We start from the raw sequence: 15,777 nt of genomic DNA on the forward strand, positions 1-15,777 counted from the left end.
AGCAGCGGATGAGCGTAGGCATTATCATGCTGGTTCACACGGCCTTTGACCGTGCTGAGCAGGTTGCGCGCCATTGGTCCGCTGCTGGCTGTCCGATCATCGTACATGTCGACAAGAATGTGCTTTCCGGGCCGTATAATGAGTTTGTCGAAGCTTTGTCTGACCTACCTAACGTTCGGTTTTCCAAAAGACACCGATGCGAATGGGGCACATGGGGATTGGTTGCCGCGACACAGAGTGCTTCACGGATGATGTTGGACGAGTTCGCGCATGTGCGTCATGTTTATCTCGCTTCGGGGTCATGTCTTCCCTTACGGCCTGTTCAGGAACTCATTGATTATCTTGCAGAGCGCCCTCAAACAGACTTCATCGAATCTGCCACGACCTCAGATGTACCCTGGACGATCGGAGGTTTTGACAAAGAGCGCTTCACGCTCAGCTTCCCGTTTTCGTGGCGTAAAAACAGGTTCATGTTTGACAAATACGTCGCCGTTCAAAGATTGGTTCGGTACCGCAGACGCATACCAAACGGAATTGTCCCACATATGGGAAGTCAGTGGTGGTGTCTGACTCGACAAACCTTATCGGCTATTCTCGATGACCCGGATCGTTCGGTTTATGACCGGTACTTCAGCAAGGTTTGGATCCCTGACGAAAGTTATTTTCAGACCCTGTCTCGCCTTTACTCGCGCCAGATAGAAAGCCGGTCGCTGACACTTTCAAAGTTCGACTATCAGGGAAAGCCGCATATTTTCTATGATGATCACTTGCAGCTTTTGCGTCGGTCAGATTGTTTTGTGGCGCGCAAGATCTGGCCTTTCGCAAACCGGCTTTATGATGCGTTCCTAATGGACCCCGCCGGCGCGATGAAACGCACAGAACCTAACCCGGGAAAAATCGACAGAATTTTTGCCAAGGCTGTTGAGCGCCGAACGCGCGGTAGGCGTGGACTGTTCATGCAAAGCCGCTTTCCGGTTGAAGGGCGGGAGAATGGGCTGACCTGCGCGCAATATTCAGTTTTCCAAGGGTTCAGCGATCTGTTTGAGAATTTCGAACCCTGGCTGGCCAAAGTGACAGGAACGCGAGTCCATGGTCATTTGTTTGCGCCTGAGAGGGCGGAGTTTTCGGATGGCCAGACTGTCATGAACGGAGCGCTGAGCGGTAGTGCTACATTGCGGGACTATAATCCACGCGCGTTTCTATCCAGTCTCATTTGGAATACGCGTGGTGAGCGGCAGTGTTTTCAAATGGGTCCGCGGGATGAAATCAAAGATATTGAGTGGGATATCGCTAAGGATCCAAATGCTCAGATATCTGTGATTTCTGGTGCCTGGGCAGTTGCATTGTTTAAGTCGAACAAAAACTTCTCTGACATTCGCCAGGAAGCCGCACGATTACAACAAACAGAAAGCAAACATCTCGATGTTCTGAGATCACCTTGGGCCAAAGCACGGGTGCGTATTTGGACAATGGCAGAATTCATCGAAGCGCCGATGGAACCGCTCCAGACGATCATCGATGAGATTGGGAAACAAACTCAGTTTGGGCTGGCAGAGGTGCCGAAAATGTCAGACCTGACAGGATTTGGCCAGTTTCTGCAGAATTTGAAGAACCAGGGCATGCATCCCTATCTCATGGGTGATTTTCCGGTTGAGCATCGTTTGCATGAGCCGAACCAAGACAAGCCGAAACCTTATCTGGTGCGATAGCGTTTATGGCAGATCGCTTCGACTATTTCGTTTTGTTCGCCGAGATGCGCACAGGGTCCAATTTTCTGGAAGCGAATATAAATGCTTTTGATAGATTTGAATGCTTTGGAGAGGCCTTTAATCCACATTTCATAGGATATCCAAACAAGACCGAGATCGTGGGTGTCACGCGCGCCACCAGAGATGCTGATCCCCAGCGTTTAATTGATGCAATCAAGAATAGACCCTCTGGCATCGGCGGCTTTCGATACTTCAACGATCATGATCCAAGGATATTGGACACGGTTTTGAACGACACGCGATGTGCCAAAATCATACTGACGCGCAATCCATTGGACAGCTATGTTTCATGGAAGATTGCACAGGCCACCGGACAGTGGAAACTCACCAACGTCAAACGTCGCAAGGATAGCCGCGTTCGTTTTGATGCAGCTGAGTTTGAAGAGCATGTGACCCGGATACATGAGTTTCAGGTTCGGTTGCTGAACCATCTGCAGAAAACCGGGCAAACTGCGTTTTACATAGCCTACGAGGACTTGCAGGATCTTGAAGTGATTAATGGCCTCGCACGCTTTTTAGGAAGCGAAGAAACACTGGATGGCCTCGATAAAGGGTTAAAAAAGCAAAATCCTAGTTCGTTGAGTGACAAGGTTTCCAATGTTCAGGAGATGGACAAAGCTATCGCTGCACTTGATCGCCTCAACTTGCATCGCACGCCCAGTTTTGAGCCGCGCCGTGGCCCTGCCGTGCCAAGTTTTGTCGCCTGTGCGCATGCGCCGCTTCTTTATTTACCCATCCGCTCCGGACCTGAAATGACCGTGCTTTCTTGGATGGCACAACTCGACGGCTGTTCGCTCGACGAGTTGCAAACCGGTCTCAATCAGAAATCGCTGCGACAGTGGAAACGAAAAAATGTGGGTCACCGATGCTTTTCGGTGCTTCGACATCCTGTCGCGCGAGTGCACCACGCCTTTTGCACGAAGATACTGCAGACCGGACCCGGGACATTCGAAGGCATTCGAAAAATTCTACGAAACTCGTTCAAAGTGCCTTTGCCAGGAAGATTTCCGTCCGAGACCTATGGCTTGGCAGAGCATCGCGATGCATTCCTCGGATTCCTTGACTTCTTGACCGCGAACCTGTCTGGTCAGACAGCCATTCGTGTTGATGCCCACTGGGCCACACAGGCAGCGGTCCTTCAAGGTATGTCTCAATTTATAGTGCCAGATCAGCTTCTGCGTGAAGATCAACTCGATAGTGAATTGCGTCAGCTTGCAGCCAAAGTCGGATTGAAAAACACACCAAGTTTAATGGAAACAGAGGACGCTTTGCCCTTTAAACTTGTCGAGATTTATGACGACAAAATCGAAAAGCATGTCGCGCAGATTTATCAACGCGACTATATGATGTTCGGTTTTGATGCTTGGACAGTGAGTGGGGTTTCAAGCGGCCTGAACCGACTGTGATTCCGTAATAATCGCATACAGCGTTGCAGGATCATTGTTGGCGCGCAATTTAGCGCAAATAGAAGGGTCACGCAGTGTTCTCGACACCAACGCCAGGGCTTTGAGATGCTCAACGCCAGCATCTTTTGGTGCAAAAAGAGCAAACACCAGATCCACAGGCTGACGGTCGACAGAGGAAAAATCGATCGGTCTGTCGAGAAGTACTACGGCACCCACGACCTTGTCCGTTCCATCAAGCCTCGCGTGAGGTAAGGCAACACCGTGACCCACTCCGGTTGGCCCAAGAGCCTCACGTTCCAAAAGCGCCTCAACCGATTTGGCGTGATCCAGATCGTATGCCGCCTCGGCAATCGTGCCAAGCTCATGCAAGAGGCGTTTCTTACTCGAAACTGAGGAAAATACCCGAATTGCCTCAGGTTTGAGGATTTCAGAAAATTGCATCTGATTTTTTGCTCCAAAGCGCAGGATCTCTTACCTGCTGCTGATTTGGTTTACGGATCGATCCACCCAATGTTGCCGTCATCTCTGCGATATACGACGTTCAATCCATCTTTGCCTTCGTTTCTGAACACAAGCACCGGCGCACCGGCCAATTCCATTTGCATAACAGCCTCGCCCACGGAAAGGGAGGGAATTTGCGTTTCCATTTCAGCCACAATGATCGGCTGAAGCGTATCCGGTTCCGATTCTTCACCGCTGCTGTTGGAAGCGAGGATATATGCGGAAGCTTCTGAAAGTTCAACTGGTTCTGAACGCTGTCTGTGATGATCCTTCAGTCTGCGTTTATAGCGGCGAAGCTGCTTTTCCATTTTTTCGCTACATTGATCAAACGCAGCATAAATCTCGTGCGCATGTGCCTTGGCCTGCGCGGTTAGCCCGGTGGAAAGGTGAATTGTTGCTTCACACACAAATTCCGCGGCACTTTTGGAAAATATGACGTTCGCGTCTGTTGGGCGTTCGGCGTATTTTTCGACCACCGAGTTCAATTCATTTTCCACATGGGTCTGTAATGCGCTTCCGATGTCGATTTGTTTTCCACTGATCTGATAGCGCATAGAATATCCTCCAAAAGGCCGAGAGAGCATTAAGCGGGCAGCAGGCCCGGTTGTCCAAAACTCTGGTCGGGAAATTTAACCCATCGGGTTGCTTGATCGAAGTTTGTCCGGTGACACCAGAATGACTCAGCTATCAATGCAAAGACCGCATAAGGCATGACTTTATTTGAGGCTTTTTGTGGGTCACTTGTCAATGAGGTTGACGTCATCTTGCATGCATTTTAGGCGGCAATTTCGTTAAGAAATCCGAAAATTATCACCAAGATAGACACGTCGGACGTTCTCGTTGGATACCACTTCATCCGGAGAGCCAGACATCAAAACCTTGCCATCATGCAGGATGTATGCGCGATCCACGATCTCGAGTGTTTCGCGCACATTGTGATCCGTGATGAGCACGCCAATGCCCCGCTTTTTAAGGTCAGCCACAAGATGGCGGATATCGCCGACGGAAATTGGGTCAACGCCGGCGAAAGGTTCATCTAAAAGCAGGTATTTTGGATGTGCAGCCAGACAGCGCGCGATTTCAACACGGCGGCGTTCACCACCCGAAAGCGCAAGTGCAGGTGCACGTCTTAGATGCTCTATAGAAAATTCTGACAATAGTTCTTCCAGACGCTCGCGTCTTTTGCGACGAGATGGCTGAGAGATGTCGAGGATCGACATAATGTTATCTTCCACGCTCATCCCGCGAAAGATCGACATCTCTTGCGGAAGATATCCGATACCTAGTTTAGCGCGGCGATACATGGGCAAGTTGGACACGTCTTTGCCGTCTATGGAAACACTACCGCCCTCTGGATAAATCAGACCGGCAATGGCATAGAACGTTGTTGTTTTCCCCGACCCGTTTGGCCCCAGAAGTGCAACAACTTCACCTTGCTGCAACTGAAGCGACACATCGCGAATGACCACGCGCTTCTTGTAGCTTTTTCGCAGGTTATCGACAGTTAGCCCGCCATTTTCATGCGCGATGTGGAGTTCAGGTTTGGCCATGGATCAATTTTCGGGTTGTAGGATGGTTTTGACCCTGCCGCTCACGCGTGCTGTGCCTGCGCGGGTATCAACAAACATGGTGTCGCCGGTCAGTGAGTTGCTGCCTTGGACGAGAAGAACATTTCCCTGCATTTCAATCAGGCCAGAATCGATGTCGTAATCCGCTCTTTGAGCTTCTGCTGCGTCTTCGCCACTTACCAAAGTCACACCACCAGTGGCCTCCAGCTTTTCAATTCCGCTTTGGTCAGATTTGTAAACAACAAGCACCCGTGGGGCCGAAAGCCGCATTTCACCCTGCCCAATCAGTACATTACCTGTAAAAACAGCAGTTCCATCATCTTGGTTCACGTCCAAATTGTCGGCCGTTACTTCGACTGGAAGCCGACTGTTTTGTGACGTATCGCCAAAGGCAATCTGAGCCCCTTGGGCATATGCAATACCTGGAAGGCAAAGCATGGCAAGAAACAGTCTAAGATGTACGAAACGAAGCACGTGCGTCATTCCTCATTAATATGTCCACTGTATATCAGCTTCACGCGGTCGGTGAAAACCAAATGTGAGGTTCCTGTCTCTTCATTACTAGTCAAAATCATGCGACCAGCTGTCAAAACACCCGGAGGGCCTTCACCCGAAATGGGGCCAGGGGATTCTGCGTGCAGGATGTTAAAGTCGGCATTCAACTGCTCTGTTCCGATGTCATAGCCCGTTGTTGTCTTGAAACGAACGCTCCCGGCCATCGCCGCTGTGTTGTTTTTCTGATTCAGGCTGGCATTTTTTGCGGACACGTCAATCACTGTGCCGGACACAAGTGTCAGTTCCGCTGACACGTCTTTTGCATTGATGATGCGCGCATCTTCTGGCGATGGGCGAGCTGAGACTGCGTCCAACATTATTTCATCACCACCACGTGTCACCCCAGCAAAAGCAGCATTGGTCGCTCCTTGATCTTGGGCCCTTTGTTCCAGATCCAATTCGACGACCGGAATAGCCTTGGTCGGATCAATGCTTTGCGAGATTAGAAAGAGCGTTGAAAGGAGTCCAAGTGCCGCGAGCGGCAGGACTATTTTCATCCATGCCACCAATCGAGAATAAAAGTCGCCCCGCCATGTCATCATCAATGTGAAAAGATGTCCGTTTCGGGCCAGCCGGCCAAATCGAGTTTGGCACGAGTGGGGAGGAAATCAAAACACGACTGCGCTAATTCTAGCCTGCCTTCACGTTCTAGGCGCTTGTCGAGTTCTGTCTTGAGCCGATGCAGATAGAGTACATCGGATGCAGCATAGTCAAGTTGGGCGTCGGTTAGCGTTTGTGCTCCCCAGTCGGAGGACTGTTGTTGTTTAGAAATGTCGATATCCAGAAGCTCTTGTAAAAGGAATTTCAGTCCATGGCGATCTGTATAGGTTCGGACCAGTTTGCTTGCGATCTTGGTGCAGTAGACCGGTGTTGTGAGCGCGCCAAAGGCATGAAACAGCGCGGCGATATCAAAGCGTCCAAAATGGAAGAGTTTCAGCACTTTCGGATTTACGAGCAGAGTTTCCAGGTTGGGGGCGGATTTTTGACCCTGTTCGATCTGCACAATATGGGCATCCCCGTCACCACCAGATAGCTGCACGACACACAGCCTGTCGCGATGAGGGTTTAAGCCCATGGTTTCACAATCAATGGCAACAGAGGGTCCTAAGTCGAGACCGTCAGGTAGATCGTTTTTGTGAAAGTGGTTGGCCATTCTCATTCCCTTCTCGGGAGGAATGGTGCCCAGGAGAGGACTCGAACCTCCACGTCCATACGGACACTAGCACCTGAAGCTAGCGCGTCTACCAATTCCGCCACCTGGGCCGGTGTCGTTTGGGCATGTAGACATCTGGCCCAGATGTGTCAACGCCAATTCGCCTGACCACTGGGACATCAAACCGCCTTGTCGAAAGGCCGGGACAGAGGTACGTAATGATCGTTAGGCGCAACGGGAGCACCTCTTATGTCGAAGCTTGTCACCATCTATGGCGGTTCTGGGTTTGTTGGGCGGTATATCGCCCGCAGATTGGCAAAGTCTGGTTGGCGTGTGCGGGTGGCCGTGCGGCGCCCGAATGAGGCGATGCATGTGAAACCCTATGGTGTGGTTGGACAAGTGGAACCTGTGTTTTGCAACATTCGTGACGACAATAGCGTGCGCGCGGTGATGCAAGGGGCTGATGCTGTCGTGAATTGTGTTGGCACATTCGACAAAGGCGGGAAGAACAGTTTTGAAGCGGTCCAGCACCTTGGCGCGGAGCGCATCGCGCGTATCGCAGCCGAGGAAGGCGTCGGACGTATGGTGCACATCTCTTCGATTGGTGCGGATTTGGCCTCAGATAGCCTCTACAGTCGGTCCAAGGCAAAGGGTGAAGAGGCCGTGCTTTCGCATATGCCCGGTGCTGTTGTTCTGCGACCGTCTGTGATTTTTGGGCCAGAAGATCAGTTTTTCAATCGATTTGCCGGACTGACTCGGTTTGGTCCGATCTTGCCTGTTGTTGGGGCCGACACCAAATTTCAGCCTGTCTATGTGGACAATGTTGCAGAGGCCGCAGCCATGGGTGTTGAGGGCGATGCTGCGCCGGGTGTCTATGAGCTGGGCGGACCGGATGTGAACACATTTCGCGAACTTATGCAGCACATGCTCAACGTCATTCGACGCCGTCGCCTGATTATGAATATTCCATTCTGGGCTGCGAATATGATTGCCATGGGAATGGAGGTTGTTCAATTTCTGACCGGAGGTCTTGTGCCACCTCAGATCACGCGGGATCAGGTTCGAAGCTTGCGCGTTGATAACGTTGTGCAAGATGGTGCTAAGACACTGATGGACTTGGGTATTCGGCCTGTTGCGATAGAGGCGGTGATCCCGGGTTATCTTTGGCGGTTCCGACCTGCAGGGCAGTACGAGGCGCTCAAAGAGTCGGCGAAGAATTTGCGTGCAGATTGATATCGGCGCTTAAGTGTAAGCGATAAAGAGTAGCACCAAGCCCAGCAGAATGCGGTAAATCACGTAAGGTGTGAATGACACGCTGCGCAACAAACGCATCATCAGCACAAGTGCCAAGAGCGCTGCGACAAAAGCGATAGCGGCCGCGATTGCGCCGTCTCTAAGCAAAGCCATATCGGCATTCACCATGGTTTCGCCTGCAAGGAAGACACCGCTTGCAATTATGGTTGGGATCGACATGAGCATCGCGATTTTGGCTGCGTCGTGCCGGGCATATCCCATGAATCGGGCACCTGTGATTGTGATGCCCGAGCGTGATGTGCCGGGGATAAGGGCAATCGCTTGCCAGACACCGATGACCAGCGCATCGGGGATTGACCAGTCTTTGTCTGTTTTGGTCGTCCCGCCAACCTGATCGGACCAATAGAGGAATAGGCCGAACACGAGCATGGCCCATCCAATGACAGCTATGGAGCGTAGATATTCGTCCAGGCCGGTGATCTTTAGGATAAGACCAAATGCAACCACGGGAACGGATGCGACAACGAGCAATAGTGCAAGCTTTGCTCCTTCGGTGTCGATCTTTCCGATACACATGCGGGGCAGTCCAAGGATGGCCAGCTTCACGTCGCTCCAGAAATAGATGATGACCGCAAAGAGCGTGCCGACATGGACAGCGACATCAATCGCCTGCCCTTGATCTTCCATGCCAGTCAAACTTGGCAACAGGATCAGGTGCCCAGAGGAGGATACGGGCAAAAATTCTGTGATGCCTTGAATGATGGCCACCAGAATCAGTTGGAAAAGCGGCATGCTCGCGCCTCTGTTTTTGTCTCATGGCCAGCTATAAACCACCAGGATTGAGAGAAAAGATGTGATTTAGATCCGAATCGGACCTAAGATATGCAAGCTTTTCACCAAAATCCAAAGAGAATAGCAAAATTTCCAGTATTAGGTCATAGTTTATGACTTTATTTTATACTTTCTGTCCTTTAGAGAGATTGGACTTGTGGAATGGAGGCTTTCTTGGCGAACGAGCAGATGTTGAAATTCGTAACTGTTGAACGGGACATGCCGGAAAAGCGGGGTGCAGAAGTTCGCAGAGAGGATTTCGGGGAAATCTATGCGGAATATGCTGATGAAAAGGCAAAGGAACAGTCCGCCCGCTGTAGTCAGTGCGGTGTGCCCTATTGTCAGAACCATTGTCCTTTGCACAACAACATTCCCGACTGGCTCAGGCTCACTGCGGAAGGTCGTCTTCGGGAAGCGTATGACATCAGTCAGGCGACGAATACTTTTCCGGAAATCTGCGGCCGTATCTGCCCCCAGGACCGTCTGTGTGAAGGCAATTGTGTGATCGAACAATCGGGCCATGGCACAGTGACGATCGGGGCCGTTGAGAAGTACATCACCGATACAGCTTGGGAAGAAGGCTGGGTTCAGCCGATTACGCCACAAACGGAGCGGACCGAGTCTGTTGCAATTATTGGCGCGGGTCCCGGTGGTCTGGCTGCGGCAGATGTCCTGCGTCAGGCGGGCCTTCAGGTGACGGTCTATGACCGATATGACCGTGCAGGTGGGCTTCTGACCTATGGTATTCCTGGTTTTAAACTTGAAAAAGACGTTGTCATGCGCCGCATTGACCAGCTTGAGCAAGGTGGCGTCGCATTCGAGCTGAATTGCGATGTGGGCAACGATATCTCGTTTGGAGATATCCAAGCCAAACACAACGCGATTTTGATCGCAACCGGTGTCTATAAAAGCCGAGAATTGCCAGGGCCGGGCGCGGGTGCGGCGGGCATTGTGCGCGCGATTGATTATCTGACCGCCAGCAACCGCAAGAGTTTTGGGGACGTTGTGCCCGAATTTGATAGTGGTGAACTGAACGCGGAGAGCAAGCGTGTCATTGTCATTGGCGGTGGTGACACGGCGATGGATTGTGTGCGCACAGCGGTGCGGCAAGGTGCGACGTCGGTGAAATGCCTTTATCGTAGAGACCGCGCCAACATGCCCGGTAGCCAGCGCGAAGTCGCCAATGCCGAAGAAGAGGGTGTGGAATTTGTTTGGCTTAGCGCACCAAAGGCGTTTCATGGCGATCCGGTCAGTAGCGTCAAGGTTCAGCAAATGCGCTTGGGGCCACCAGATGCGACAGGCCGTCAGAGCCCGGAAGAAATTGATGGGGCTGATTTTGATGAACCCGCGGATCTGGTGATCAAGGCGTTGGGTTTTGAAGCAGAAGACCTCCCTGCCCTATGGAACCAAAGCGGTTTGGAGGTCACGCGCTGGGGCACAGTTCGAGCCGAATATGGGACCGGCCGAACCTCTATTCAGGGCGTCTACGCGATTGGCGACATCGTTCGTGGCGCAAGTTTGGTTGTCTGGGCCATCCGTGATGGGCGGGATGCGGCGCAGACGATCCTCGATGATTTGCAAGGCGCGCAAGCTGTCGCTGCGGAGTAAAAACCAACGTCGGTATCGTGTCGGTATTACGTCGGTATCGCGTCGGTGCGTTTGTTAGGGCCAAAACAGGATGGTCAGGTTGGCTGACCTAGGTGGTTAAGGAAAACTGAATGCCGAACGAAGCGGTTCATGAGATTTCAGGACAGTGCCTCTGCGGTGCTGTAACTGTTCATGCCCGCTTTGCTTCGTCGATCATACGCGCGTGCCACTGTGAAATGTGCCGTCGCCACACGAGTTCGATGTTTATGTCCCTTGCCACGGAGCCTGGCAGCGTAAGTTTCGATGGCCCGGCAAAAAGCTATCGGTCCTCAGACTGGGCAGAGCGCGGGTTCTGTGAAATTTGCGGATCTACGCTTTGGTACGGAACTTTTGAGGATGGTATCCGCCATCCAGCTGCCGGGCTATTTGAGAATGCCGCTGATGCACCGCTAAAACTGGAATTTTTTGCCGACAATGCGCAAGATGGATACGCGCTTGCCGGTGAGCACAGAAAAATGACGACGCAAGAAACATTAGATTTGTTTGCGCCAAAAGAAGAGTGACTCAATGACCAAAATCGACACTAATTGGGCCCAAAAAGAAGAAAGTAAGCGCAAGTGGCTTGCCGAAAACGGACTATATTCAGAAACGGAAGAACATTCGTCTTGCGGTGTGGGTCTAGTGGTTTCTGTCAATGGCAAGCCAAGCCGTAAAGTTGTTGATGCCGGGATTGATGCGCTCAAGGCCATTTGGCACCGCGGTGCCGTGGATGCCGATGGAAAAACCGGTGATGGTGCGGGCATCCACATCCAAATTCCTGCGCCGTTTTTCTATGATCAAGTGCGCCGGACCGGCCATGAACCCAACCAGGACGAACTTATGGCGGTGGGTCAGGTCTTCTTGCCGCGCACGGATTTCGGGGCGCAGGAAACTTGTCGGACCATTGTGGAAACCGAAGTGCTTCGGATGGGTCACTATATCTATGGTTGGCGGCATGTTCCGGTCGACATCAGCGTTCTGGGAGAAAAGGCGAACGCGACCAGACCCGAAATTGAGCAAATACTGATCTCGAACAGCAAGGGCATTGACGAAGAGGACTTTGAACGCGAACTTTATGTTATTCGTCGTCGGATTGAAAAAGCCGTTGTGGCGGCAGGAATCGACGGTCTGTACATCGCAAGCCTGAGCTGCCGGAGCATCATTTACAAAGGAATGATGCTCGCCGAGCAGGTGGCGGAGTTTTACCCTGACCTAAAAGATGAGCGCTTCATTTCGAATTTCGCCATTTACCACCAGCGTTATTCGACAAATACGTTCCCACAATGGTGGCTGGCTCAGCCGTTCCGCATGCTTGCACACAATGGCGAGATCAACACGCTTAAGGGCAATGTGAACTGGATGAAGAGCCATGAAATCCGAATGGCCTCTCAATCCTTCGGTGAAATGGCGGAAGATATTAAGCCTATTATTGCCTCAGGATCTTCGGATTCGGCGGCATTAGACTCTGTTTTTGAGGTTTTGGTGCGGGCCGGGCGCTCGGCGCCAATGGCAAAAACGATGCTGGTTCCCGAAAGCTGGTCCAAGCAGGCAGAAGAGTTGCCGCAGTCATGGCGTGACATGTATTCCTACTGCAACTCAGTGATGGAACCATGGGATGGTCCGGCCGCCCTTGCCATGACGGATGGGCGCTGGGTGTGTGCCGGGATGGATCGCAACGGTCTACGTCCCATGCGTTATGTGGTGACCGGGGATGGATTGGTGATCGCAGGCTCCGAGGCGGGCATGGTGCCGATTGACGAGGCCACAGTTCGCGAGAAAGGTGCGCTTGGCCCGGGTCAGATGCTGGCCGTGGACACCAAGAAGGGGCTTTTGTTCCACGACACCGAGATCAAGGACAAGCTGGCGCGGGCCTTGCCCTTTGGTGAGTGGGTTGGCAAGATTGTCGATCTTGACGAAAAGCTTGCTCAAGCCGCTGAGAGACCTCTGGTAACAGGTGCGGACCTTAGTCGTCGTCAGATAGCGGCGGGATACTCCATGGAGGAGTTGGAACAAGTTCTGGCGCCTATGGCGGAGGATGGTAAAGAGGCCGTGGCGAGTATGGGCGACGACACACCCAGTGCGGTTTTGTCGACGAAGTACCGCCCGCTGAGCCACTATTTCCGTCAGAATTTTAGTCAGGTTACCAATCCACCTATCGACAGTTTGCGCGAATACCGGGTGATGAGTCTGAAGACCCGGTTCGGCAACCTCAAGAACGTGCTGGATGAGTCCAGCAGCCAGACCGAAATTATCGTTCTGGAAAGTCCATTTGTTGGAAACGCACAATGGGATGTGCTGCTTGAGAGCTTTAATGCAGATGCTGCGGTGATCGATTGTACGTTTGAAGCTGGCAAGGGCGCTTTGCAGGCGGGACTACAACGCATTCGCGCCGAAGTGGAGGACGCCGTTCGGTCTGGTACAGGGCATATCGTTCTGACAGATCAGAATGTGAGTGAGACGCGTATCGGGATGCCAATGATCCTGGCGACAAGTGCGGTGCATGGCCATTTGACGCGAGAAGGTTTGCGGACATTCACCAGTCTGAACGTGCGCTCGGCTGAGTGTATTGACCCACACTATTTTGCTGTTTTGATCGGTGCTGGTGCGACGGTGGTAAACCCGTATCTCGCCGAAGACAGCTTAGCGGATCGGATTGATCGCGGCCTTCTGGACGGGTCCTTGACAGAAGCTGTGGCTCGATACCGTACGGCAATTGATCAGGGTCTTTTGAAGATCATGTCGAAGATGGGAATCAGTGTGATCTCGTCGTATCGAGGTGGTTTGAACTTTGAGGCTGTGGGGCTGAGCCGAGCCATGTGTGCGGAGTATTTCCCGGGGCTAACCAGCCGGATTTCGGGGATTGGCGTATCCGGTATTCAGGGCAAGCTGGAAGAGATACACGCCAAGGCGTTCCAGGGTGGTAAAGATGTGCTGCCGATCGGTGGTTTTTACAAGGCGCGTAAATCTGGCGAGACACATGCCTGGGGCGCGCAGACGATGCATATGATGCAGATGGCCTGCAACAAGGCGAGCTATGAGCTTTGGCAGCGTTACAGCCAGGCGATGCAGGCCAACCCACCGATTCATTTGCGGGACTTGATGGCGATCAAGCCCATGGGAGAAGCAATTCCGATTGAAGAGGTGGAAAGTGTGACCGCCATTCGGAAACGCTTTGTGACGCCCGGTATGTCGCTTGGTGCGCTGAGCCCGGAGGCGCATAAGACGCTGAACGTGGCGATGAACCGGATTGGCGCGCGCAGCGACAGTGGCGAGGGAGGCGAAGATCCGGCGCATTTCGTGCCGGAGCCGAATGGTGACAACCCCAGTGCAAAGATCAAACAGGTGGCGTCGGGTCGCTTTGGTGTCACGGCTGAATACCTCAATCAATGCGAAGAACTTGAGATCAAGGTCGCGCAAGGAGCGAAACCCGGTGAGGGTGGGCAGTTGCCCGGTATGAAAGTGACCAAGTTGATCGCCCGGTTGCGGCATTCGACGGAAGGCGTGACATTGATTTCACCGCCGCCGCACCACGATATCTACTCCATCGAGGATCTGGCGCAACTGATCTACGATCTGAAGCAGATCAACCCGATGGTTAAAGTCTGTGTGAAGCTGGTGTCGCAATCCGGTGTCGGCACAATTGCTGCGGGTGTGGCCAAGGCGAAGGCGGATGTGATCCTGATTTCTGGCCACAATGGCGGGACGGGGGCGTCGCCTGCGACCTCGATCAAATATGCCGGTCTGCCGTGGGAGATGGGCCTGACCGAGGCGCACCAGGTGCTGTCGATGAACAATCTACGCGACCGGATCACGCTGCGCACCGATGGTGGGCTGCGGACCGGGCGTGACATTGTCATGGCCGCGATGATGGGTGCTGAGGAATATGGAATCGGTACAGCGGCGTTGATTGCGATGGGGTGTATTATGGTACGTCAGTGTCAATCAAACACATGCCCCGTTGGCATTTGTACGCAGGACGAAAGCCTAAGAGCCAAGTTCACTGGAAATGCCGACAAAGTTGTTAATCTGATTACATTCTACGCACAGGAAGTGCGCGAAATACTCGCCAGTATCGGCGCACGGTCGCTGGATGAGGTGATCGGCCGCCCTGATCTTCTGACGCAGGTGAGCCGAGGGAGTGCTCATCTTGACGACCTTGACCTCAACCCAATGCTTATTTCAGTGGATGGCGCGCGACACATCACCTTTGACCGTAACCGGCCGCGCAATGATGTACCTGATACACTCGACGCTGAGATCGTACGCGATGCTGCGCGGTTCCTGAATGACGGTGAGAAGATGCAACTTCACTACGCGGTGCAGAACACGCATCGAACGGTGGGCACGCGTGTTTCGAGCCATATCGTGCGCAATTTTGGCATGCGTAATGCGCTGCAGCCCAATCACCTGACGGTCAAGCTAACCGGCAGTGCCGGGCAAAGCCTTGGTGCATTTGGCGCTCCAGGGTTGAAGGTCGAAGTGTCGGGTGATGCCAATGATTATGTCGGCAAAGGGTTGTCTGGCGCTACAATTGTGGTGCGTCCGCCGATGACCAGCCCGCTTGAAGCGGCCAACAACACGATCATTGGAAACACAGTGCTCTATGGCGCGACAGATGGATACCTCTTTGCCTCGGGGCGAGCCGGTGAACGGTTTGCGGTTCGCAACTCGGGTGCGAAAGTGGTGATAGAAGGCTGTGGATCGAACGGATGTGAATACATGACCGGTGGTGTCGCGGTGATCCTTGGCTCGGTCGGGGCGAATTTTGCGGCGGGTATGACGGGTGGCATGGCGTATCTCTATGATCCTCAGGACCTGACTGACAAACTTATCAACCGAGAAACGGTTGTGACCTGCCCTGTGACGGAACAATTTTGGGTCAATCAGCTTGAAGAATTGATCGAGCGGCATGCGTCAGAAACAGGAAGCCAGATTGCGCAGACCATCCTTCAATATTGGGACGTGGAACGCGCGAATTTTGTTCAGGTTTGTCCTAAAGAGATGCTTGATAAGCTGGAACATCCGCTGGGCATTGGAGAAGATGCAATTCCGGCGGAATAGAGTCTAAGAACATGAATGGATGGGTGTGTGTATTGGGCACACGCTCTTCCATT

The 15,777-nt window shown here is 52.7% G+C and carries 13 protein-coding genes and 1 tRNA gene; 6 read left to right on the forward strand and 8 right to left on the reverse strand.

Features of this window, described 5'->3' with window-relative positions; genetic code table 11:
• The first annotated feature begins 8 nt into the window (after positions 1-8).
• Both RZS32_RS08135 and RZS32_RS08140 read left to right on the forward strand, forming a co-directional pair.
• Entirely contained in the window at positions 9-1,709 is a 1,701-nt protein-coding gene (locus RZS32_RS08135; RefSeq protein ID WP_317056501.1) for a beta-1,6-N-acetylglucosaminyltransferase, read from the forward strand.
• Positions 1,710-1,714: 5 nt separating this feature from the next.
• A complete protein-coding gene (locus tag RZS32_RS08140; protein WP_317056502.1) occupies positions 1,715-3,175 on the forward strand; it encodes a sulfotransferase family 2 domain-containing protein in 1,461 nt (486 codons plus the stop codon).
• On the opposite strand, the gene RZS32_RS08145 is transcribed toward RZS32_RS08140, so the two are convergent.
• The 7 genes from RZS32_RS08145 to RZS32_RS08175 form a co-directional block, all read right to left on the reverse strand.
• On the reverse strand, positions 3,152-3,616 hold the full coding sequence (locus RZS32_RS08145; RefSeq protein ID WP_317056503.1) for a PTS sugar transporter subunit IIA: 465 nt from the start codon (positions 3,614-3,616) through the stop codon (positions 3,152-3,154). The two genes, RZS32_RS08140 and RZS32_RS08145, sit on opposite strands and share 24 nt — an antisense overlap.
• A gap of 50 nt (positions 3,617-3,666) precedes the next feature.
• Complete coding sequence (gene hpf, locus RZS32_RS08150; protein WP_317056504.1) at positions 3,667-4,230, reverse strand: ribosome hibernation-promoting factor, HPF/YfiA family; 564 nt, start codon at positions 4,228-4,230, stop codon at positions 3,667-3,669.
• Between the two features lie 237 nt (positions 4,231-4,467).
• Positions 4,468-5,226: an LPS export ABC transporter ATP-binding protein gene (lptB, locus tag RZS32_RS08155; RefSeq protein ID WP_317056505.1), complete on the reverse strand. Its 759-nt coding sequence runs from the start codon at positions 5,224-5,226 to the stop codon at positions 4,468-4,470.
• Positions 5,227-5,229: 3 nt separating this feature from the next.
• The gene (gene lptA, locus RZS32_RS08160) at positions 5,230-5,727 is read right to left on the reverse strand and encodes a lipopolysaccharide transport periplasmic protein LptA (protein ID WP_317056506.1); all 498 of its coding nucleotides are present in this window, start codon (positions 5,725-5,727) and stop codon (positions 5,230-5,232) included.
• On the reverse strand, positions 5,724-6,296 hold the full coding sequence (locus tag RZS32_RS08165; RefSeq protein WP_317056507.1) for a hypothetical protein: 573 nt from the start codon (positions 6,294-6,296) through the stop codon (positions 5,724-5,726). Before RZS32_RS08165 ends, lptA begins: the two co-directional genes overlap by 4 nt.
• A 44-nt stretch (positions 6,297-6,340) precedes the next feature.
• On the reverse strand, positions 6,341-6,952 hold the full coding sequence (locus RZS32_RS08170) for a ribonuclease D (protein WP_317056508.1): 612 nt from the start codon (positions 6,950-6,952) through the stop codon (positions 6,341-6,343).
• A 23-nt stretch (positions 6,953-6,975) separates the two neighbouring features.
• Positions 6,976-7,062 (reverse strand) — tRNA-Leu (locus RZS32_RS08175).
• A 139-nt stretch (positions 7,063-7,201) separates the two neighbouring features.
• Here RZS32_RS08175 and RZS32_RS08180 point away from each other — a divergent pair.
• The gene (locus RZS32_RS08180) at positions 7,202-8,185 is read left to right on the forward strand and encodes a complex I NDUFA9 subunit family protein (RefSeq protein WP_317056509.1); all 984 of its coding nucleotides are present in this window, start codon (positions 7,202-7,204) and stop codon (positions 8,183-8,185) included.
• Between the two features lie 9 nt (positions 8,186-8,194).
• On the opposite strand, the gene RZS32_RS08185 is transcribed toward RZS32_RS08180, so the two are convergent.
• A complete protein-coding gene (locus tag RZS32_RS08185; protein WP_317056510.1) occupies positions 8,195-8,998 on the reverse strand; it encodes an undecaprenyl-diphosphate phosphatase in 804 nt (267 codons plus the stop codon).
• 213 nt (positions 8,999-9,211) lie between these two features.
• Here RZS32_RS08185 and RZS32_RS08190 point away from each other — a divergent pair, with 213 nt between their 5' ends.
• The 3 genes from RZS32_RS08190 (at position 9,212) to gltB (ending at position 15,724) form a co-directional block, all read left to right on the forward strand.
• Positions 9,212-10,645 carry an NAD(P)-dependent oxidoreductase gene (locus tag RZS32_RS08190; protein ID WP_317056511.1) on the forward strand — a complete coding sequence of 478 codons (1,434 nt, stop codon included), beginning with the start codon at positions 9,212-9,214 and terminating at the stop codon, positions 10,643-10,645.
• A gap of 110 nt (positions 10,646-10,755) precedes the next feature.
• Positions 10,756-11,187: a GFA family protein gene (locus tag RZS32_RS08195; RefSeq protein ID WP_317056512.1), complete on the forward strand. Its 432-nt coding sequence runs from the start codon at positions 10,756-10,758 to the stop codon at positions 11,185-11,187.
• Between the two features lie 4 nt (positions 11,188-11,191).
• Positions 11,192-15,724: a glutamate synthase large subunit gene (gene gltB / locus RZS32_RS08200; RefSeq protein ID WP_317056513.1), complete on the forward strand. Its 4,533-nt coding sequence runs from the start codon at positions 11,192-11,194 to the stop codon at positions 15,722-15,724.
• The last annotated feature ends 53 nt before the right edge of the window (positions 15,725-15,777 follow it).

The sequence above is a fragment of the Roseovarius sp. W115 genome (assembly GCF_032842945.2).
Lineage (GTDB): Bacteria > Pseudomonadota > Alphaproteobacteria > Rhodobacterales > Rhodobacteraceae > Roseovarius > Roseovarius rhodophyticola.

Excerpts from the sequence above, each read along its gene's own strand:
- RZS32_RS08195 (WP_317056512.1), top strand. The coding sequence starts at position 10,756 with ATGCCGAACGAAGCGGTTCATGAGATTTCAGGACAGTGCCTCTGCGGT.
- RZS32_RS08140 (WP_317056502.1), top strand. The coding sequence starts at position 1,715 with ATGGCAGATCGCTTCGACTATTTCGTTTTGTTCGCCGAGATGCGCACA.
- RZS32_RS08180 (WP_317056509.1), top strand. The coding sequence starts at position 7,202 with ATGTCGAAGCTTGTCACCATCTATGGCGGTTCTGGGTTTGTTGGGCGG.
- RZS32_RS08165 (WP_317056507.1), bottom strand. The coding sequence starts at position 6,296 with ATGAAAATAGTCCTGCCGCTCGCGGCACTTGGACTCCTTTCAACGCTC.
- RZS32_RS08170 (WP_317056508.1), bottom strand. The coding sequence starts at position 6,952 with ATGGCCAACCACTTTCACAAAAACGATCTACCTGACGGTCTCGACTTA.
- RZS32_RS08185 (WP_317056510.1), bottom strand. The coding sequence starts at position 8,998 with ATGCCGCTTTTCCAACTGATTCTGGTGGCCATCATTCAAGGCATCACA.
- lptA (WP_317056506.1), bottom strand. The coding sequence starts at position 5,727 with ATGACGCACGTGCTTCGTTTCGTACATCTTAGACTGTTTCTTGCCATG.
- gltB (WP_317056513.1), top strand. The coding sequence starts at position 11,192 with ATGACCAAAATCGACACTAATTGGGCCCAAAAAGAAGAAAGTAAGCGC.
- hpf (WP_317056504.1), bottom strand. The coding sequence starts at position 4,230 with ATGCGCTATCAGATCAGTGGAAAACAAATCGACATCGGAAGCGCATTA.
- RZS32_RS08145 (WP_317056503.1), bottom strand. The coding sequence starts at position 3,616 with ATGCAATTTTCTGAAATCCTCAAACCTGAGGCAATTCGGGTATTTTCC.
- RZS32_RS08135 (WP_317056501.1), top strand. The coding sequence starts at position 9 with ATGAGCGTAGGCATTATCATGCTGGTTCACACGGCCTTTGACCGTGCT.
- lptB (WP_317056505.1), bottom strand. The coding sequence starts at position 5,226 with ATGGCCAAACCTGAACTCCACATCGCGCATGAAAATGGCGGGCTAACT.